The organism is Caulobacter sp. UNC358MFTsu5.1, assembly GCF_000712075.1.
GTDB lineage: Bacteria > Pseudomonadota > Alphaproteobacteria > Caulobacterales > Caulobacteraceae > Caulobacter.
The window spans coordinates 844,530-861,138 of record NZ_JONW01000005.1 but is presented as its reverse complement, the minus strand read 5'-3'; the positions used below and the strand labels follow the sequence as shown (position 1 = coordinate 861,138).

The following is a 16,609-nucleotide window of genomic DNA, read 5'->3' as shown; positions in this document are numbered from 1 at the left end:
CTTCGGCCCGCTCGAGCCTCTATCTGGACCGCCATGCTGATGGTCATTTCCCCCGCCAAGTCGCTGGACTTCACCGCCCCCGACAAGGTGCTGCCCCTCACCACGCCCGAGCTGAAACCCCAGATCGCCGAGCTGGCCAAGGTGACGCGCAAGCTGACGGTGGCCGACCTGCGCCGACTGATGCACATCTCCGAGAAGCTGGCCGAGCTGAACCGCGAGCGCTTTCAGCACTTCGACGCCGCTGTCGAGGAGGGCCTGCAAGCGGTCATCGCCTTCAACGGCGACGTCTACGCCGGCCTCAACGCGCGGGAGCTGGACCGCCCGGCCCTGGACTGGGCCCAGGACCACCTGCGCATCCTGTCGGGCCTGTACGGCGTGCTGCGCCCGCTGGACGCCCTGCAGGCCTACCGCCTGGAGATGGGCACGCGGCTGAAGACCAAGAAGGGCTCCAACCTCTACGACTTCTGGGGCGAGGCGATCTCCAAGACCCTGAACGCCGCCGCCGAGGGCCACGCCGACCCCACCCTGGTGAACCTGGCCAGCCAGGAATATTTCGGCGCCGTCGACGCCAAGGCCCTGAAGCTGCCGACCGTGACCTGCCACTTCAAGGAAGAGAAGGGCAACACCCTGCGGGTGTTGGGCTTCTTCGCCAAGAAGGCCCGCGGCCGCATGGCCCGCTTCGCCATCGACAACCGCATCGACAAGGCCGCCGACCTCAAGGCCTTCGACCTGGACGGCTACAAGTTCCGCGCCGACCTCTCCACGCCCGCCGACTGGGTTTTCGCTCGCCTCCAGCCCTGAATTCATCTACCGATGAATTTATAAGGGCTCGCTCATCGCAACAGCGAGCTATATGCTGCGATGCAGCAAATTTGGCAGGATTGTCAGGGAGCTCGCGATGGCCGTGGATTTCGGTTTGCAGGGGCAGGTCGCCATCGTGACCGGCTCGACCAGCGGCATCGGCCACGCCCTGGCCGACGCCCTGGCGGCCCAGGGCGTCAACATCGTCCTGAACGGCCTGGGCGAGATGACCGCCATCGAGAAGACCCGCGCCGAGCTGGCCGAGAAGCACGGGGTCGAGGTGCTGTACCACGGCGCCGACATGACCAAACCCGACCAGATCGCCGACATGGTCAAGGCCGCCAAAGCCGAGTTCGGCGAGCTGGACATCCTGGTCAACAACGCCGGCGTCCAGCACGTGGCCCCGATCGAGGAGTTCCCGATCGACCAGTGGGACCTGATCATCGCGATCAACCTGTCGTCGGCCTTCCACGCCACGCGGGCGGCGATCCCGATCATGAAGGAGCAGGGGCGCGGGCGGATCGTCAACATCGCCTCGGCCCACGGCCTGGTGGCCTCGCCGTTCAAGGCCGCCTATGTCGCCGCCAAGCACGGCATACTGGGCCTGACCAAGACGGCGGCCCTGGAGCTGGCCACCTTCGGCGTCACCTGCAACGCCATCTGCCCGGGCTTCGTGAAGACCCCGCTGGTCGAGGCCCAGATCGTCGACCAGGCCAAGGCCCGCGGGATCTCGGAAGAGGCGGTGATGAAGGACGTGATCCTGGCCGCTCAGCCGACCAAGCAGTTCGTCACCTTCGACCAGCTGAACGGCATCCTGCTGTACCTGGTGTCTGACGCCGGCGCCTCGGCCAACGGCGCGGCCTTCAGCGTCGACGGCGGCTGGACGGCGCAGTAGTCCCGGCCGGGGACATGCCCTCGGGCGTGTCCCCAAGTCCTGGCTCGGCGCTAGCTGATGGAGACACGCCGCGAGGGCATGTCCCCGATCGTATGACGGAGTCCGCATGCCCATCGGTCCGTTCAAGAAGAAGCCCTCGGGCCCCAAGCCCATCAGCCTGGCCCTGCAGGGCGGCGGCTCGCACGGGGCGTTCGAGTGGGGCGTGCTGGACCGCCTGCTCGAGGAGGAAGACCTCGACATCCTGGCCGTGACCGCCGCCTCGGCCGGGGCGATGAACGCCGTCTGCCTGGCCCAGGGCCTGATCGACGGCGGGCGGGACGGGGCCAAGGCCCGACTGGAGCGGTTCTGGAAGCAGGTCAACCGCAACGGCGGCCGCAACGTGTTCGGCGACACCAGCATCTGGACCAGCGCCTTCGCCGGCGGGGCCGACTGGATCAAGAACAGTCCCGGCTGGCGGCTGGCCGAGACCTTCGCCCTGTCGATGAGCCCCTACGAGTTCAACCCGTTCAACCTGAACCCGCTGCACGACGCCCTGGAGGGCGAGATCGACTTCAAGGCCCTGCGCGAACGCTCGCCGATCAAGCTGTACATCGCCGCCACCCAGGTGCGCACCAGCAAGGCCAAGGTGTTCCGCGAGACCGAGCTGACCGCCCGTCACATCATGGCCAGCGCCTGCCTGCCCCAGGTGTTCCAGGCGGTGGAGATCGACGGCGAGCCCTACTGGGACGGCGGCTTCCTGGCCAACCCGCCCCTGTGGCCGCTGTTCTACGACGACACCCCCGACGACATCCTGCTGGTCAGCCTCAACCCGTTCGTCCGCGAGGAGACGCCCAAGACGCCGGGCGAGATCATGGACCGGCTGAACGAGATCACCTTCAACGCGGCGCTCGCCAGCGAGCTGCGGGCCATCGGCTTCGTGCGCAAGCTGCTGGACGAGGGCCTGCTGAAGGACAACGCCCGCGGCCGCTACCGGCGGATGCTGATGCACGCCATCACTGCCGACAAGGCCCTGGCCGACCTGTCGCTGGGCAGCAAGTTCGACACCGAGTGGAGCTTCCTGACCGACCTGCGCGAGCGTGGCCGCAAGGCGGCCGACGACTGGCTGGGCCACTGCCTGACCCAGGTGGGGGTCAGTTCGAGCTTCGATCCGAAGGACGGGGTTCCGTAGCGGAGCGGGGGACATGCCCTTGCGGCGTGTCCCCAAGTTGGCGCGGCGCGAACTGATGGGGACACGCCGCAAGGGCATGTCCCCGGGCGGAGGGGCCTTCCACCCGACCCGTCGGGGGCGTATCAGGCGCGCCATGGTTTCCGCTTCCGCCGTCCAGCCCGCCGCGCCCGCCGCCGAATATCCCGTCCCCACCGTCGGCGTGATCTGCCTGCGCGGCGACCAGGTGCTGCTGATCAAGCGCGGCACCCCGCCGCGCCTGGGCCAGTGGAGCCTGCCCGGCGGACGCCTGGAGCGGGGCGAGACCACGGTCGTCGCCGCGCTGCGCGAACTGGCCGAGGAGACCGGGGTGCAGGCCGAGCTGCTGGGCCTGGTCGACGTGGTCGACGGCCTGTTCACGTCGCGCACCACCGGCGAGACGACGCGGCACTATGTGATGATCGACTACGCGGCGCGGTGGGTGTCGGGCGAGCCGGTGGCCGGCGACGACGCGGCCGAGGCGCGGTTCGTGTCGCTGGACGAGGCGCTGGCCATGGTCGAGTGGGACGTGACGCGCGAGGTGATCGCTGAGACGTTCGAGCGGTTCGGGGAATAGGAGGATGCTGGCCCAACTCGCAAGGCTGCCGCTGGAGCGCCTGACCGGGACCTTCGCGGCCTTCTATTTCGCCTTCATGCTCATGGCGTTGTGGCGCGCCCATGTCGTCGGGATCGACAACATCAAGGGCGGCTATCGTCACGATGCAAAGGCGTCCGGTCCCGAGATGGTGCGAGGCCATCTCAGGATGATCCTGTTCGGGCGCACCAAGGACGGACTTTTGCGGGCGCTGTTCTGGCTGACAAGATCGGCGTTCGTCTTCTTCCTCCTGGTGATGCTGGTGACCTCGGCGATCATTCAGTCGCCCTATCGGATGAGCCTTCGATAGGGCTAACGTAGGTCCAATCCGTCCGCGTCGATCGAGACCTCCGCCATGACTCTCCACGCCCTGGCCGTCCCCACCTTCACCCAGATGCTGCGCAACCTGTCGGGCCAGCTCGACAAGGGCGAGGCGTTCGCCGCCGCCCAGGGCCTCCAGCCGGCCGACCTGATCGATGCTCGGCTGGCGCCCGACATGTTCCCGCTGTCGGACCAGGTGCGGTTCAGCTGCCACCAGGCCCGCCAGACGCTCGCGCGCCTGACCGGCCAGACGCCGCCCGACCTGGCCGAGGTCGCCCTGGACTTCGCGGCGCTGAAGGCCCTGATCGCCGCGACGGTCGACAAGCTGACGGCGACGCCGCAGAGCGCCTTCGACGGCGCCGCCGAGCGGGCGATCGAGCTGGTCATGCCCAACGGCATCGTCTTCGACATGACCGGCGAGCAGTTCTTGCGCGACTGGGCCCTGCCGCAGTTCTATTTCCATCTGGTCACCGCCTACGACATCCTGCGCCACAAGGGCGTGGCCCTGGGCAAGCCGGACTATGTGGCGCACGTGCTGCCGTACATCCGGCCGGGGACGATGCCGGGGGCGAGGTAGGTCACCGACTTGCCCCTACCTGATCGCTACGCGATCTGTCCGCCCCCGTAGGGGGCGGAGCCTTCAGGTGCTGCTCTTTCCCCTCCGGGGGAAGACGACCGCGAAGCGGTCCGTAGGGGGCAAGTGTTCGTCGCGGAAGCCTTGACGTTCCGCCCCTCAGCAGCTCCCATCCAAACAAACGTTCGGGAGCGAAACGCGCATGGCCTACAAACCCTTCGACCTGACCGGCCGCACGGCCCTGGTCACCGGCGGCAATCGCGGCATCGGCCTGGGCATGGCCACCGCCCTGGCCCAGGCCGGGGCCGACATCGTCATCTGGGGCAGCAACGCCGAGCGCAACCAGGCCGCCGAGGTCGAGCTCCTCAAGCACGGGACCCGGGTGAAGGCCCAGGTGGTCGACGTCTCCCAGGAGGACCAGGTCCGCGAGGGCATGGAGGAGGCCGTGGCCGCCCTCGGCCGCGTGGACTCCGTCTTCGCCAACGCCGGGGTCGGCTACGGCGCGCCCAGCTTCGTGGAGATGAAGACCGAGACCTACCGCAAGACCCTGGCGGTCAATCTGGACGGCGTGTTCTTCACCTTCCGCGAGGCCTGCCGGCACATGGTGGAGCGGGCCGAGGGCGGCGATCCGGGCGGCTCGATCGTCGGGATCGCCTCGCTGGCCGCCATCGAGGGCGCGGCCCGCAACGAGGCCTATGCGGCGACCAAGGGGGCGGTGATCTCGATGATGAAGTCGGTCGCCGTCGAGCACGCCCGCTGGGGCGTGCGGGCCAACGCCATCCTGCCCGGCTGGATCGCCACCGACATGACCCAGGGCGCCCAGGACAACCCGGCCTTCGCCGAGAAGGTGATCCCGCGCGTGCCGGCCCGCCGCTGGGGCCAGCCGGCCGACTTCGGCGGCGTGGCCGTCTACTTGGCCTCCGACGCGTCCAGCTATCATTCGGGCGACACCTTCGTGATCGACGGGGCCTATTCGATCTTCTGACGGAAGACGAAAACTGGACGGCCGGGTCCACGAATTCCCGTTATAAATAAGGGACTTGCGGAACCTTCGGGCCGGTGAGAAGCTTTCCCTGTCGACAGCTCGGGCGAAAGATCCGGGCGTCGCCAGAGGAAACGAGAGATGACCCCGCAAGACATCGTGGGCCTGACGCCGCCGCGCGGCATGCTGGCCCTGATCGCGATGATCCTGACCTCGATGGCGGCCTGCTTCTGGACGTCGGAAGCCGAGGCGCAGCCGGAAGTCCTGCGGCGGGACTAGATATCGCTCTTGTCCCTCCCCCTTGTGGGGAGGGGGGACCGGCGAAGCCGGTGGGCGGGGCTTGCGGCCTCGCCTGAAATTCAGCTGACCCCACCCGACCCTGGCTCCGCCAGGGCCACCCTCCCCACAAGGGGGAGGGACGAAGCTCCAGCGTGACACGCCTGCCCTCGCGGCACGCTTTCCGCCCCCTGCAGAAGCGCCCATCCTCCCCGAAAATCCGGCCCCAAAAGCCCGGGAGGAGACCCCCATGACCCTGCACACCCCGCTGTGCGACCTGCTCGGCGTCGAGCATCCGATCCTGCTGGCCGGCATGGGCGGGGTCTCGTACGCCCAGCTGGCCGCGGCCGTGTCCAACGCCGGCGGCTACGGCGTGCTGGGCATGGCCGGCACCAGTCCCGACTTCATCCGCCTGCAGATGGCCCAGGTCCGCGACCTGACCGACAAGCCGTTCGGCGTCGACCTGCTGGCCGCCACGCCCGACGCCCTGACCGCCTCGGTCGACGCGATCATCGAGGGCGGGGCCTCGTCCTTCGTCGCGGGCCTGGGCGTGCCCCTGCCGATCATCGAGAAGCTGAAGGGGGCGGGGCTGAAGGTCATGGTCGTGTGCGGGGCGGTCAAGCACGCGGTGAAGGCGCAGGCCGCCGGCTGCGACGCGGTGATCTGCCAGGGCGGCGAGGGCGGCGGCCACACCGGCCTGGTCGGCACCCTGCCGCTGGTGGCCCAGGCGGTGGACGCGGTCGACATCCCGGTGGTGGCGGCCGGCGGCCTGTTCGACGGGCGCGGCCTGGCCGCCGCCCTGGCCTTGGGCGCCCAGGGCGTCTGGATGGGCACCCGCTTCATCGCCTCGGCCGAGGCCCATGCGGGCGATCTCTATCGCCAGGCGGTGGTCGAGGCGTCCGAGGAAGACACCGTCCGCACCCGCTCCTATTCCGGCAAGCCGATGCGGGTGCGCAAGAACGCCTGGGTCGAGGACTGGGAGTCCCGCCCCGCCGACATCCTGCCCTTCCCGCAGCAGGCCATCGCCTCGATCCAGGCCGGGGCCATGGGCGGCATCGGCGGCCAGATCGAAGGGCTGGACCCGGACCGCTCGTGCTTCGCCATGGGCCAGAGCGCCGGGGGCGTGCGCGAGGTGCTGCCGGCGGGCGAGATCGTGCGGCGGATCATGGAAGAGGCCGAGGCGGCGATCGGGCGGGTGGCTGGGTTGAAAGGGTAGTGGCTCACCCACTTGCCCCCACCTGACCGCTACGCGGTCTGTCCGCCCCCGTAGGGGGCGGAGCCTTTGCGCCGCGTTCGCTGAAAGCTCTTCCCCCTGCGGGGAAAGACGATCGCGAAGCGATCCGTAGGGGGCAGGTGTTCGCCGCCGAAACCCCTCAGACCTTCACCTCGGGCAGCATCCGCTGGAAGTGCGCCTCGACCTGGGCGTGGCATTCGCAGGCCCGGCGCTCCAGTCTCGGCTGGTCGAGGATCTCGATCCGGCCCCGTCCGGTGCGGATCAGGCCCTCGTCCTGCAGGGCCTTGGCCACGGCGGTGACCGTGGTGCGCTGGACGCCCAGCATGTCGGCCAGGGTCTCCTGGGTCAGGCGGATGGTGGCGTCGTTGGCCCGGTCGTGGGTCGACAGCAGCCAGCGGCACATGCGCTGGTCGATGCTGTGCAACGCGTTGCAGGCCGAGGACTGCATCATCTGGGCCAGCAGCACGTCGGCGTAGCGGGCGAACAGGTCGGCCAGGGCCGGCGAGCGCAGCTTGGCCTCCTCCAGCCGGTTGGTCGGGATGCCCAGGGCCGCGCCTGGGATGCGGACCACGGCCCGGCCGTAGGCGGGCTTGAAGCCGGCGCTGACGATGCCGCCGACCGCGCCCTCGCGGCCGATCGAGGCGACCTCGATCTCGTCGCCGTCACGGGTGACGACCAGCAGCGAGGCCATGGTCGAATAGCAGGGCAGGACCGTCGTCACGACGTCCTCGCCGGCCTCGAACAGGGTCTGGCCGACGGCCAGGGTCATCGGCGACAGGTACGGCGCCAGCAGCGCCAGGTCATGGGGGCGCAGGGCGGCCAGCAGGCGGTTGCCCGCGCAGCCCGGCGGGGGGATCGTATTCGCGACAGCCATTTCGGCGGTGTCGGCCATGGTCGCCTCCTGGAGGCCAGTCAAGCTCGTCGAGACGATAGCGCGCGACGCGGCGATCAGTTTCCTGTCGACGCCGGCCGGGTTCCGAGTCACCGTCCGGCGACGCTTGGTTAACTCAGTGCTCTTGGGGGAGAGACGACATGCGGGACCGCGCCGTCATCCGACATCGCCTCGGCCAGTACAGCGCCCTGTGGCTGGGCGGCTTCCTGCTGGCGCTGATCATCGCCGCCGGCGCCAGCCTGGTGGCGGGGCTGGACCTGGTGGACGTGGCCGACTGGATCCTGCCGACCGCCTTCGTCCTGCTGGGCGCGGCCATGGCCTACGGGGTCGGCGCCACGGCGCTGTCGCGGGCTGGCCTGGCGACCAAGAGCCTGGTCACGGCCCTGGGCCTGCTGCTGGTCCTGCCGCTGCTGTGGGCTCCGGTCCTGGCGGTGCTGGTCGTGGCGGCCATCGGCGGGGCGGTGATCGAATATTCCACCGCCTATGCCGGCTTCCGGATCGCCGTCAGCCAGATCATCTATCCGCTGGTCTCGCTGTTCACCGAGAGCCCGCTGGCCACGGCCGTGTGGGCGCTGTTCCAGGTCGTGGCCTCGGTGATCGGCTTCGCGGCCTCGCTGGTGCAGGTCTGGAGGGCCGTGCGGGGCTTCCTGTACGGCGGGGATGGCGATGGGGACGTGGAGGCGGCCTAGCTCAGCAGGGTCGGCTGGTGCAACTGACCCAGGTCGTCCTGCAGGTGCATGCGGACCGGCAGGCCCACGCCGGTGACCTGTTCGGCCAGGCGGCGGGCGGCGGTCTCGGCCTGGCGGCGGGTGGCGTAGGCGCCCACCCTCAGCTGGTCGCCGATGATGGCCCAGGTTTCTCCGACGCGAACCACGCCGTAATGCACTTCAGCCATGTCGGCCTCCCTGCGCGTGTTGTTCCCCACGTTATCCACAGGGTCGCTCCGATCCGTGGCCATCGCAAGGCCTGTTCGAGTCTTTTTGTGCATCCGCACGGTTCGCGTGAGGCGCGCGGAACCGTGACAACGGCGCGGCCAGCGGAGATAGTGCCGGCCATGAAACGCCTGCCGCTCAACGCCTTGCTCGCCTGCGCCGTCCTGTTCGGAGGCGGGGCCGCCGTCGCCCAGGACCGGGGGCCGACCGAGCGGCAATCCTTGCTGGACCTGGCCTTCACCCTGGGCGAAAGCCACGCCCTGCGGCAGGTCTGCGAGGGCGGCGGCGACCAGTACTGGCGCTCGCGCATGGTCCGGCTGACCGAGGTGGAGAAGGCCGACCAGGCCTTCGACGCCCAGCTGCGCGAGCGGTTCAACACCGGCTTCGCCGCCCGCCAGGGCCAGTTCCCGCAGTGCGACGAGGCCAGCCGCGAGGCCGAGCAGCAGGTGGCCCGCAAGGGCCAGGCCCTGGCCGCCAAGCTGTCCAAGTCGATGGTGACCCGCGCCTCGCCCGACCAAGCGGCGCCGGATTCCGTGGCGGAGAACTGAGCCAGGCGCTAGGCTGCCTTCCAATGGTTGTGGGAGGCTCTTGAAGTGCTGTCTTATCTGGTTCCGCTGGTGCTCGTGGCGCTGGCGATCTTCCTGGTCGTGAACGTCATCAAGATCGTGCCCCAGGGGCGCGAGTTCACCGTCGAGCGGTTCGGCCGCTACACCCGCACCCTCAAGCCGGGCATCAGCATCCTGACCCCGTTCGTCGAGAGCATCGGCCGGCGCGTGAACATGATGGAGCAGGTGCTGGACGTGCCTCAGCAGGAGGTCATCACCAAGGACAACGTGTCGGTGAAGGTCGACGCCATCGTCTTCATCCAGGTGATGGACGCCTCGCAAGCCGCCTACCGAGTCGACAACCTGATGTACGCCATCACCCAGCTGGCCCAGACCAACCTGCGCACCGTGGTCGGCTCGATGGAGCTGGACGAGGTGCTCAGCCAGCGCGACGCGATCAACACCCGCCTGCTGTCGACCATCGACCACGCCACCGGCCCCTGGGGCGTGAAGGTGGCGCGGATCGAGATCAAGGACCTGACGCCGCCGGCCGACATCACCAACGCCATGGCCCGCCAGATGAAGGCCGAGCGCGAGCGCCGCGCCGTGATCACCGAAGCCGAGGGCGAGAAGCAGGCCCAGATCGCCCGCGCCGAGGGCCAGAAGCAGTCGGCCATCCTGCAGGCCGAGGGGCGCCGCGAAGCCGCCTTCCGCGACGCCGAGGCCCGCGAACGGGAAGCCGAGGCCGAAGCCAAGGCGACGGCCTTCGTGTCGGAGGCCATCTCCAAGGGCGACGTCAACGCCATCAACTACTTCATCGCCCAGAAGTACGTGGAGGCCTTCGCCGAACTGGCCAAGAGCCCGCAGCAGAAGACGGTCATCGTCCCGGCCGACTTCGCCGGCCTGACCGGCTCGGTGGCCGGCGTGGCCCAGCTGATCAAGACGCTGGGCGGCGACGACGGCGGGGCGCGCCCGGCCGTGCCGCCGACGCCCAAGCGCGGAGGCTGACGCCATGCACGGCCTGATGCTGTTCTACGCGACGCATCCGTTCTGGGTGTGGTTGGCGGTCGGGGCCGTGTTCCTGGCCGTCGAGGTGGCCACCGGCACCGGCTGGCTGCTGTGGCCGGCCGCCAGCGCCCTGCTGGTGGGCCTGCTGACCCTGGCGGTCCAGCCGGGCCTGCCGGTGGAGTTGGGCCTGTTCGCGGTGCTGACCATCGCCACCACCTATCTGGCCCGGCGGTTCCTGCGGCCGGTGCTGGACGCCGGCAATCCCGACCTCAACGACCCGTCGCTGCGCCTGGTCGGCCGCGACGGCGAGGCGCTGGACGGCTTCGCCAACGGCAAGGGCCGGGTGTTCGTCGACGGCAAGGAATGGGCCGCCGTGGCCCCCGAAGGCGTGGCGCCGGCGGCGGGCCAGAAGGTGCAGGTCGTGGCCGTCGAGGGCGCGGTGCTGACGGTGCGGTGAACCGGATGGGGACATGCCCTTGCGGCGTGTCCCCAAGACTAGGCTCCGTGCGAAACTTGGGGACACGCCACAAGGGCATGTCCCCGGTCAGTTTCTCGTCGTCCTAGACCTTCAGCCGGTACCCCGTCTTGAACACCGCCCACACCGCCGTCAGGCAGGCGGCCAGGAAGCACAGGGTGGCGCCGAAGCTGACGATCGGGTTCAGGTCCGACACGCCGTAGAAGCTCCAGCGGAAGCCGCTGACCAGATAGACCACCGGGTTGAACAGGGTGATCTTCTGCCAGATCGGCGGCAGCATGCTGATCGAATAGAAGCTGCCGCCCAGGAAGGTCAGGGGCGTGACCACCAGCATCGGCACGATCTGCAGCTTCTGGAAGTCGGTGGCCCAGACCCCGATCACGAAGCCGAACAGGCTGAAGGTCACCGCCGTCAGCACCAGGAAGCCCAGCATCCAGAACGGGTGGGCGATCTCGTAGGGCACGAAGACCCGGGCCGTGGCCAGGATCAGCAGGCCCAGGCACACCGACTTGGTCGCCGCCGCGCCGACATAGCCGATCACCGTCTCGATCCAGGAGACGGGCGCCGACAGCAGCTCGTAGATGGTGCCGGCCCACTTGGGCATGTAGATGCCGAACGAGGCGTTGGAGATGCTCTCGCCCAGCAGCGACAGCATGATCAGGCCGGGGATGATGAAGGCCGCGTAGCTGACCCCGTCGATGGCCTGCATGCGCGAGCCGATGGCCGAGCCGAACACCACGAAATAGAGGCTGGTCGACAGCACCGGCGAGATCACGCTCTGGGCCAGGGTGCGGAACCAGCGGGCCATCTCGAAGCGGTAGATGGACTGGATGGCGTGGATGTTCATTTCGCGTCCCTCACCAGGCTGACGAAGATCTCTTCCAGCGAGGATTGGCTGGTGTGCAGGTCCTTGAAGTCGACGCCTTCCTCCGAAAGCCGGCGCAGCAGGCCGGCGATGCCGGTCTCCTCGGCCTGGGCGTCGAAGGTGTAGATCAGCTCGTGGCCGTCGGCGGCCAGCTCCAGCGCGTAGTCCGACAGCTTGGCGGGCACGGCCGTGAGCGGGCTCTGCAGCTGCAGGGTCAGCTGCTTCTTGCCCAGCTTGCGCATGAGCACGTCCTTGTCCTCGACCAGGATGATCTCGCCCTTGCTGATCACCCCGATCCGGTCGGCCATCTCCTCGGCCTCCTCGATGTAGTGGGTGGTCAGGATGATGGTGACGCCGCTCTCGCGCAGCTTGCGGACCATCTCCCACATGTCGCGGCGCAGCTCGACGTCGACGCCGGCGGTGGGCTCGTCCAGGAACAGGATGGTCGGCTCGTGGCTCAGGGCCTTGGCGATCATCACCCGCCGCTTCATGCCGCCCGACAGCGTCATGATCTTGGCGTCCTTCTTGTCCCACAGCGACAGGTCGCGCAGGACCTTCTCGATATGGGCGTCGTCGCGGGGCTTGCCGAACAGGCCGCGGCTGAACCGGGTGGTGGCCCAGACGGTCTCGAAGGCGTCGGTGTTCAGCTCCTGGGGCACCAGGCCGATCTTGGTCCGGGCGGCCCGGTAGTCCTTGACCACGTCGTGGCCGTCGGCCGTGACGACGCCGGTGCTGGGATTGACGATGCCGCAGATGATGCTGATCAGCGTGGTCTTGCCGGCCCCGTTGGGACCCAGGAGAGCGAAGATCTCGCCCTTCCGAATCTCGAGATCGACGGTCTTCAGGGCCTGATGGCCGGAAGCATAGGTCTTGGTCAGACCGGAAACGGAAATGATCGCCATGGGATTCCTGGGCTGCGTCCGCCCCCTCCCGGAGCGAAGCCGCGCGTGGCAGATGGGGCGCAGGCGCGAACTTGGCTAGGGCTCATGAGGGATATGAGCCGAAGTTTCTCCTCCCCCGTTCCACGGGGGAGGAAAATTTACCGCGCCGGCAACGGCGGCAGCTCCAGGTTCCGTCGCTCGGCCATCTGGCCGTACAGCCCCACGATCATCTTGTGCCGCAGGAGGTCGCCGGCCGCCTCTACGGCCTCGTGCAGGGCGATCAGCCCCCGGCGCAGGGCGGCGTTGGCGCGGTCCAGGGCCTCCAGCGACAGGTCAACGGGGCCCGTCGAGGCGATCTCGGCGTACTGGACGCCGTAGGTCTCGGCCGCCTCGGCCAGCACGGCGGAAATGGCCGCGTTCTCCCAGACCCGGGCCTGGGTCCCGCGCTCCACCTCCTGGGCGGCCAGCAGCGAGAGCAGGGCGATCACCCCGACGCGGCCGGTCATGAACTCGCCCTGCTGCTCGGGCGGTCCGGGGATGGCCAGGGCCATGAAGTTGCCGCGCAGGATGTCGGGCAGGGCCGGGGTCATCAGATCCCCTCCAGCTGGGCCAGGCGCCTGGCCAGGATCACGTCATGCCGCCGGGCGGTGTACCAGCCGGAGATCGCCAGGATCGGGTCGGTGAAGCCGCCGTCGCGATACTCCTTGGCCGCCGAGGTCCAGATCGCCTGACCCTTCACGGCGTTGAACAGCGACCACCAGGCCAGGGCCTTCGGATCGACCTTCAGGCCGCTGGCCGCCTCCCACAAGGCGATGGCCTCGGCCTGCGGGACCAGGCCCGCGACCCGGTTCTCGTCGAAGTGGTTCCACAACGGGTCGAAGGCCCAGCCCAGGTCCTCGATCGGGTCACCCAGATGGGCCATCTCCCAGTCCAGGATCGCCAGGATCGTCCCGGCCCCATCGTGCATGAAGTTGCCGGTGCGGTAGTCGCCGTGGACGATCGACACCCGCTGGGCCGGCGGCGGCGGATGGCGATAGAGCCAGCGGACGGCGGCGCGGACGATCGGCTGCGGATGCTGCTCGTCGGCCTCGATCACGCCGGACCAGTGGTCGAGGGCGATGCGCCAGCAGTCCTCTGGCGCGGGGGCCTCGGCGACCTCGCGGATCGGCGTCCCTTCGTGCGGCAGGGCGGCCAGCCTGCCCAGGGTGGTGAAGAACTGTGCGCCCAGGGCGGCGGCGTGCTCGGCGTAGGGATCGAACACGAACGGCGAGGGCACCGTCCCGCCGTCGATGCGCTCCATCAGGAAGAACGGACGCTCCAGCGGCCCGCCGTCCTCCTCCAGGGCGACGGCCTGGGGGACGGGCACGTGGCCGTGGACGGTGCGATAGGCCAGGAACTCCAGCCGGCGGTCGGTCTCGATCAGGCTGCCCGGCGGGTCGCGACGCAGGATCATGCCGCGCGTCACCCCGCCGGTGTCGGCGTCCAGGCGATAGGTCTCGCGGCTGGCCCCGCCGGGGATGCGCGACAGGTTGCTCACCGAGGTCGGCGCGCCCCACAGGTCGGTGAGGTAGGCCTCGAGGCCGGCCTGCAGCCCGCTCATGGCGCCATGTCCAGGATCGACTTGAAGCCCGAGGGCGTGTGCGGGCCCAGGGCCAGCTGCTCGAACACCCCGCGCCCGACGCTGGCGCCGCCGTCCGGCCGCCGCCAGGTCACCTTTGACAGGGCCTGGACGTGCAGGTGGAAGGGGAGGGTGCGGTCCAGGTCGGCCAGGACCAGGTCCTCGCGCTCGACCTTCAGCCTGCCGTGGTTCAGCCCATGGCCCCAGACCGGATGGCCGTAGCCCAGGCCCAGCATGAAGAACTCGGCCTGGGGCTCGAGCGTGATCTCGTTGCCGCCCCCTAGGCTGATCATGCCGAAGTCGGCGTGTCGCGTACCGGAGCGCCAGCCGATGGAGTAGCTGACCGTGTCGAAGTCGGTGACCCCGTCGCGTTCCGAGCCCAGCGGCGCCCAGACCGCCCGCCGGTTCCAGGCCCGGCCGTGCTCGTCGTCATTGGTGTGGAAGAAGAGGTCGCCGTCGGGGAAGACGCACGGGGTCCACAGCCAGAAGAACTGCGGCAGGACCTGCGGGGCCATCTCCTGCGGATCGCGCGCCCCGACCGGCCGCACGCCCCACGAGCGGTCGCGGGTGCCGACGAAGCCGGAGACGTCGTGACGCACGCCGTCCACCTCGATCCAGCCGTCGTAGCGGCCGTTCTGGGTCAGGCGGGTGTAGTCCAACAGGGTGCGGGGCCCGATCCGGCGGGTGAAGCGCGGCTCCTCGATCGGGAACGACCGGCCCTCGAAGGTGATCTGGGCGCTGATCCCCTGGTCGGGGGCCTCGACCGTGATCCGCAGGCGCCGCAGCGGCTCCAGCACCTCGATGGCGATGGGCCCCACCGACAGGTCCATCCGCTCCATCTCCAGCCAGCGGCTGGCGTGCAGGTTCACCTGGCGGCCGTCCTTCATCCAGCAGAAGGCGGCGTCGGCGACGTTGAGGTGCGGATAGACCCCGAAGGCGGCGGCGAACATCGCGTCGCCGTCGCCTGTCGCCTCGTAGCCGTTGAAGAAGTAGCGGTCGTAGAAATTGCGGTCGGTGCCGGCATAGGCCACCGGCTCGGCCGTCTGGTGGATCGGATAATCGTCCCCGCGCGTCAGGGCCATGCTCAGGCCCGCCCGCCCGGGGTGAACTCGACCTCCAGCTTGCTGATCGCGTGGACGAAGTTGTTGGGCGCGATGTCGATCCCGCCGGTCCAGCGGATGTCGGGGAAGCGGCCCAGGATCTGGCGGTAGGCTTCCTCCAGCTGGATCTGGGCCACGCGCTTGCCGATGCAGACGTGCGGGCCGTAGCCGAAGGCGATGTGCTTGTCGGCGTTGGGCCGGGTGATGTCCAGCCGGTCGGGGTCGGCGAACACCGCCTCGTCGCGGTTGGCCGCGCCGTAGTACATGACCACCTTCTCGCCCTCGCGGATGGCCTGGCCGGCGATCTCGGCGTCGCGGGTGGCCGTGCGGCGCATGTAGATCACCGGGCTGACCATGCGGATGAACTCGTTGACCGCCCCGGTCATCAGCGACGGGTCGGCGATCAGCCGGGCCTTCTGGTCGGGGAACTCGGTCAGCAGCTTCATCGTGCCCGACAGGGTGTTCCGCGTCGTGTCGTTGCCGGCGAAGACGATCAGCAGCCACGAGCCGTCCAGGTACTCGTCGCTGAGCAGGGTCCCGTCCACCTGGGCGCGGGCGATGGCGCTCATCAGGTCGTTCTGGGGATCGGCCCGCCGCTTGAGCAGCATGGTGCGGCCGTACTCGAACATCTCCTCGACGTTGGTGTTGAAGTCCTGGACGAACTGCATGAGTTCCAGCGTCGGGGTGATCGGGGCCAGGGCCTGCTTCAGGGCCAGGTCCTGGGCCATCTCCAGATAGTGCATCCACTTCAGGAACTTGCCGCGGTCCTCGGCCGGCACGCCCAGGATCTCGCACAGGGTGAAGAGCGGCAGCTTGGACGAGAACATCTCGACCAGGTCGCAGCGGCCCAGGGGCGCCATCTCGTCCAGCAGCCGGCCGATCTCGGCCCGGACGGTCTCGGTCAGGGCGCGCAGATAGGCCGGGGTGAAGTAGGGCATGTGCTCGCGGCGCAGCTGCATGTGCTCGGCGCCGTCGAGGTTGATCATGGTGTCCATCGAGGCGCGGTAGAGCAGGGCGTGGCGCTTCTGCGGATCGCCGTGCGCCATCAGGATGCCGCCCTTGCGCGACGAGAAGGTCTGGGGATCGGCCTCGACCGCCATGATGTCGGCGTGGCGGGTGATCGCCCAGAAGCCCGGGCCGCCATAGGGCTCGGGATGCCACATCACCGGGGCCTGGGCCCGCAGCCTGGCGAAGTCGCCATAGGGCTGGCCGCGGGTGAATTGCTCGATGTTGGACAGGTCCACCCCGTCGAGGGTGGGGAACAGGGTGGGGGCGCCGGGCCCCTCGATCCCGTCCATGGCGGTCTCGCTGACGAGCTGCATGGCCATGCGCTTCCTCCCTTTTCGGCCCGCGAGCTCCGCCGCGTGGCTGGGATCGAGTAGTTCAGACGACAGGTGTCGTGTCAATCGACTGGCGTCGAATCCGGGCGCAT

Annotated in this window: 21 protein-coding genes; 14 read left to right on the top strand and 7 right to left on the bottom strand. The window is 69.1% G+C overall.

What is annotated here, in order from left to right; genetic code table 11:
- The first annotated feature begins 33 nt into the window (after positions 1–33).
- The 9 genes from yaaA to BR39_RS0105845 all read left to right on the top strand — a co-directional run bounded on the left by yaaA (position 34) and on the right by BR39_RS0105845 (position 6,843).
- On the top strand, positions 34–801 hold the full coding sequence (gene yaaA / locus BR39_RS0105885) for a peroxide stress protein YaaA (RefSeq protein WP_029908671.1): 768 nt from the start codon (positions 34–36) through the stop codon (positions 799–801).
- 97 nt (positions 802–898) lie between these two features.
- The gene (locus BR39_RS0105880) at positions 899–1,696 is read left to right on the top strand and encodes a 3-hydroxybutyrate dehydrogenase (RefSeq protein WP_029908669.1); all 798 of its coding nucleotides are present in this window, start codon (positions 899–901) and stop codon (positions 1,694–1,696) included.
- A gap of 106 nt (positions 1,697–1,802) precedes the next feature.
- Complete coding sequence (locus tag BR39_RS0105875; RefSeq protein WP_029908667.1) at positions 1,803–2,864, top strand: patatin-like phospholipase family protein; 1,062 nt, start codon at positions 1,803–1,805, stop codon at positions 2,862–2,864.
- 133 nt (positions 2,865–2,997) lie between these two features.
- Entirely contained in the window at positions 2,998–3,456 is a 459-nt protein-coding gene (locus tag BR39_RS0105870) for an NUDIX hydrolase (RefSeq protein WP_051695219.1), read from the top strand.
- Positions 3,457–3,460: 4 nt separating this feature from the next.
- Positions 3,461–3,784 (top strand): hypothetical protein, encoded by a 324-nt coding sequence (locus BR39_RS0105865; RefSeq protein WP_029908663.1) that lies wholly within the window; start codon positions 3,461–3,463, stop codon positions 3,782–3,784.
- A gap of 45 nt (positions 3,785–3,829) precedes the next feature.
- Positions 3,830–4,372: a DUF1993 family protein gene (locus BR39_RS0105860; RefSeq protein WP_029908660.1), complete on the top strand. Its 543-nt coding sequence runs from the start codon at positions 3,830–3,832 to the stop codon at positions 4,370–4,372.
- A gap of 199 nt (positions 4,373–4,571) precedes the next feature.
- Positions 4,572–5,354, top strand: coding sequence for an SDR family NAD(P)-dependent oxidoreductase (locus BR39_RS0105855; protein WP_029908659.1), 783 nt, complete (start codon positions 4,572–4,574; stop codon positions 5,352–5,354).
- A gap of 138 nt (positions 5,355–5,492) precedes the next feature.
- Positions 5,493–5,630, top strand: a complete 138-nt coding sequence (locus BR39_RS26685) for a hypothetical protein (RefSeq protein WP_197026647.1) — start codon at positions 5,493–5,495, stop codon at positions 5,628–5,630.
- A 247-nt stretch (positions 5,631–5,877) separates the two neighbouring features.
- A complete protein-coding gene (locus tag BR39_RS0105845) occupies positions 5,878–6,843 on the top strand; it encodes a nitronate monooxygenase family protein (protein WP_029908657.1) in 966 nt (321 codons plus the stop codon).
- 157 nt (positions 6,844–7,000) lie between these two features.
- On the opposite strand, the gene BR39_RS0105840 is transcribed toward BR39_RS0105845, so the two are convergent.
- A complete protein-coding gene (locus BR39_RS0105840; protein ID WP_029908655.1) occupies positions 7,001–7,753 on the bottom strand; it encodes a Crp/Fnr family transcriptional regulator in 753 nt (250 codons plus the stop codon).
- 140 nt (positions 7,754–7,893) lie between these two features.
- On the opposite strand from BR39_RS0105840, the gene BR39_RS0105835 reads away from it, so the two are divergent.
- The gene (locus BR39_RS0105835; protein WP_029908653.1) at positions 7,894–8,442 is read left to right on the top strand and encodes a hypothetical protein; all 549 of its coding nucleotides are present in this window, start codon (positions 7,894–7,896) and stop codon (positions 8,440–8,442) included.
- Here the strand turns inward: BR39_RS0105835 and BR39_RS0105830 are convergent.
- A complete protein-coding gene (locus BR39_RS0105830) occupies positions 8,439–8,648 on the bottom strand; it encodes a hypothetical protein (RefSeq protein WP_029908651.1) in 210 nt (69 codons plus the stop codon). The genes BR39_RS0105835 and BR39_RS0105830 overlap by 4 nt on opposite strands.
- Before the next feature lie 159 nt (positions 8,649–8,807).
- Between BR39_RS0105830 and BR39_RS0105825 the strand changes: the two genes are divergently transcribed.
- Genes BR39_RS0105825 through BR39_RS0105815 form a run of 3 tightly spaced genes read left to right on the top strand, consistent with a single transcriptional unit; the run spans position 8,808 to position 10,695 of the window.
- Positions 8,808–9,233: a TIGR02301 family protein gene (locus BR39_RS0105825; RefSeq protein WP_029908650.1), complete on the top strand. Its 426-nt coding sequence runs from the start codon at positions 8,808–8,810 to the stop codon at positions 9,231–9,233.
- A gap of 48 nt (positions 9,234–9,281) precedes the next feature.
- Positions 9,282–10,238 carry an SPFH domain-containing protein gene (locus BR39_RS0105820; RefSeq protein ID WP_029908648.1) on the top strand — a complete coding sequence of 319 codons (957 nt, stop codon included), beginning with the start codon at positions 9,282–9,284 and terminating at the stop codon, positions 10,236–10,238.
- A gap of 4 nt (positions 10,239–10,242) precedes the next feature.
- The gene (locus BR39_RS0105815) at positions 10,243–10,695 is read left to right on the top strand and encodes an NfeD family protein (protein WP_029908646.1); all 453 of its coding nucleotides are present in this window, start codon (positions 10,243–10,245) and stop codon (positions 10,693–10,695) included.
- 103 nt (positions 10,696–10,798) lie between these two features.
- Here BR39_RS0105815 and BR39_RS0105810 read toward each other — a convergent pair whose 3' ends face one another.
- The 4 genes from BR39_RS0105810 to BR39_RS0105795 form a co-directional block, all read right to left on the bottom strand.
- On the bottom strand, positions 10,799–11,560 hold the full coding sequence (locus BR39_RS0105810; RefSeq protein ID WP_029908645.1) for an ABC transporter permease: 762 nt from the start codon (positions 11,558–11,560) through the stop codon (positions 10,799–10,801).
- Positions 11,557–12,480, bottom strand: coding sequence for an ABC transporter ATP-binding protein (locus BR39_RS0105805; protein ID WP_029908644.1), 924 nt, complete (start codon positions 12,478–12,480; stop codon positions 11,557–11,559). The genes BR39_RS0105810 and BR39_RS0105805 overlap by 4 nt, the downstream gene beginning before the upstream one ends.
- A gap of 137 nt (positions 12,481–12,617) precedes the next feature.
- The gene (locus BR39_RS0105800; RefSeq protein WP_029908643.1) at positions 12,618–13,049 is read right to left on the bottom strand and encodes a hypothetical protein; all 432 of its coding nucleotides are present in this window, start codon (positions 13,047–13,049) and stop codon (positions 12,618–12,620) included.
- Positions 13,049–14,059, bottom strand: a complete 1,011-nt coding sequence (locus BR39_RS0105795) for a phosphotransferase family protein (protein WP_029908642.1) — start codon at positions 14,057–14,059, stop codon at positions 13,049–13,051. Before BR39_RS0105795 ends, BR39_RS0105800 begins: the two co-directional genes overlap by 1 nt.
- Positions 14,060–14,274: 215 nt before the next feature.
- On the opposite strand from BR39_RS0105795, the gene gvpC reads away from it, so the two are divergent.
- Entirely contained in the window at positions 14,275–14,361 is an 87-nt protein-coding gene (gene gvpC / locus BR39_RS27425) for a gas vesicle protein GvpC (protein ID WP_156035646.1), read from the top strand.
- Between the two features lie 800 nt (positions 14,362–15,161).
- Here gvpC and BR39_RS0105785 read toward each other — a convergent pair.
- Positions 15,162–16,499 (bottom strand): cytochrome P450, encoded by a 1,338-nt coding sequence (locus BR39_RS0105785; RefSeq protein ID WP_029908640.1) that lies wholly within the window; start codon positions 16,497–16,499, stop codon positions 15,162–15,164.
- Positions 16,500–16,609 lie beyond the last annotated feature (110 nt).

Bases quoted from the DNA above. Each gene is read 5' to 3' on its own strand.
- yaaA (WP_029908671.1), top strand. From the start codon at position 34: ATGCTGATGGTCATTTCCCCCGCCAAGTCGCTGGACTTCACCGCCCCC.
- BR39_RS0105880 (WP_029908669.1), top strand. From the start codon at position 899: ATGGCCGTGGATTTCGGTTTGCAGGGGCAGGTCGCCATCGTGACCGGC.
- BR39_RS0105875 (WP_029908667.1), top strand. From the start codon at position 1,803: ATGCCCATCGGTCCGTTCAAGAAGAAGCCCTCGGGCCCCAAGCCCATC.
- BR39_RS0105870 (WP_051695219.1), top strand. From the start codon at position 2,998: ATGGTTTCCGCTTCCGCCGTCCAGCCCGCCGCGCCCGCCGCCGAATAT.
- BR39_RS0105865 (WP_029908663.1), top strand. From the start codon at position 3,461: ATGCTGGCCCAACTCGCAAGGCTGCCGCTGGAGCGCCTGACCGGGACC.
- BR39_RS0105860 (WP_029908660.1), top strand. From the start codon at position 3,830: ATGACTCTCCACGCCCTGGCCGTCCCCACCTTCACCCAGATGCTGCGC.
- BR39_RS0105855 (WP_029908659.1), top strand. From the start codon at position 4,572: ATGGCCTACAAACCCTTCGACCTGACCGGCCGCACGGCCCTGGTCACC.
- BR39_RS26685 (WP_197026647.1), top strand. From the start codon at position 5,493: ATGACCCCGCAAGACATCGTGGGCCTGACGCCGCCGCGCGGCATGCTG.
- BR39_RS0105845 (WP_029908657.1), top strand. From the start codon at position 5,878: ATGACCCTGCACACCCCGCTGTGCGACCTGCTCGGCGTCGAGCATCCG.
- BR39_RS0105840 (WP_029908655.1), bottom strand. From the start codon at position 7,753: ATGGCCGACACCGCCGAAATGGCTGTCGCGAATACGATCCCCCCGCCG.
- BR39_RS0105835 (WP_029908653.1), top strand. From the start codon at position 7,894: ATGCGGGACCGCGCCGTCATCCGACATCGCCTCGGCCAGTACAGCGCC.
- BR39_RS0105830 (WP_029908651.1), bottom strand. From the start codon at position 8,648: ATGGCTGAAGTGCATTACGGCGTGGTTCGCGTCGGAGAAACCTGGGCC.
- BR39_RS0105825 (WP_029908650.1), top strand. From the start codon at position 8,808: ATGAAACGCCTGCCGCTCAACGCCTTGCTCGCCTGCGCCGTCCTGTTC.
- BR39_RS0105815 (WP_029908646.1), top strand. From the start codon at position 10,243: ATGCACGGCCTGATGCTGTTCTACGCGACGCATCCGTTCTGGGTGTGG.
- BR39_RS0105810 (WP_029908645.1), bottom strand. From the start codon at position 11,560: ATGAACATCCACGCCATCCAGTCCATCTACCGCTTCGAGATGGCCCGC.
- BR39_RS0105805 (WP_029908644.1), bottom strand. From the start codon at position 12,480: ATGGCGATCATTTCCGTTTCCGGTCTGACCAAGACCTATGCTTCCGGC.
- BR39_RS0105800 (WP_029908643.1), bottom strand. From the start codon at position 13,049: ATGACCCCGGCCCTGCCCGACATCCTGCGCGGCAACTTCATGGCCCTG.
- BR39_RS0105795 (WP_029908642.1), bottom strand. From the start codon at position 14,059: ATGAGCGGGCTGCAGGCCGGCCTCGAGGCCTACCTCACCGACCTGTGG.
- gvpC (WP_156035646.1), top strand. From the start codon at position 14,275: ATGGCCCCAGACCGGATGGCCGTAGCCCAGGCCCAGCATGAAGAACTC.
- BR39_RS0105785 (WP_029908640.1), bottom strand. From the start codon at position 16,499: ATGCAGCTCGTCAGCGAGACCGCCATGGACGGGATCGAGGGGCCCGGC.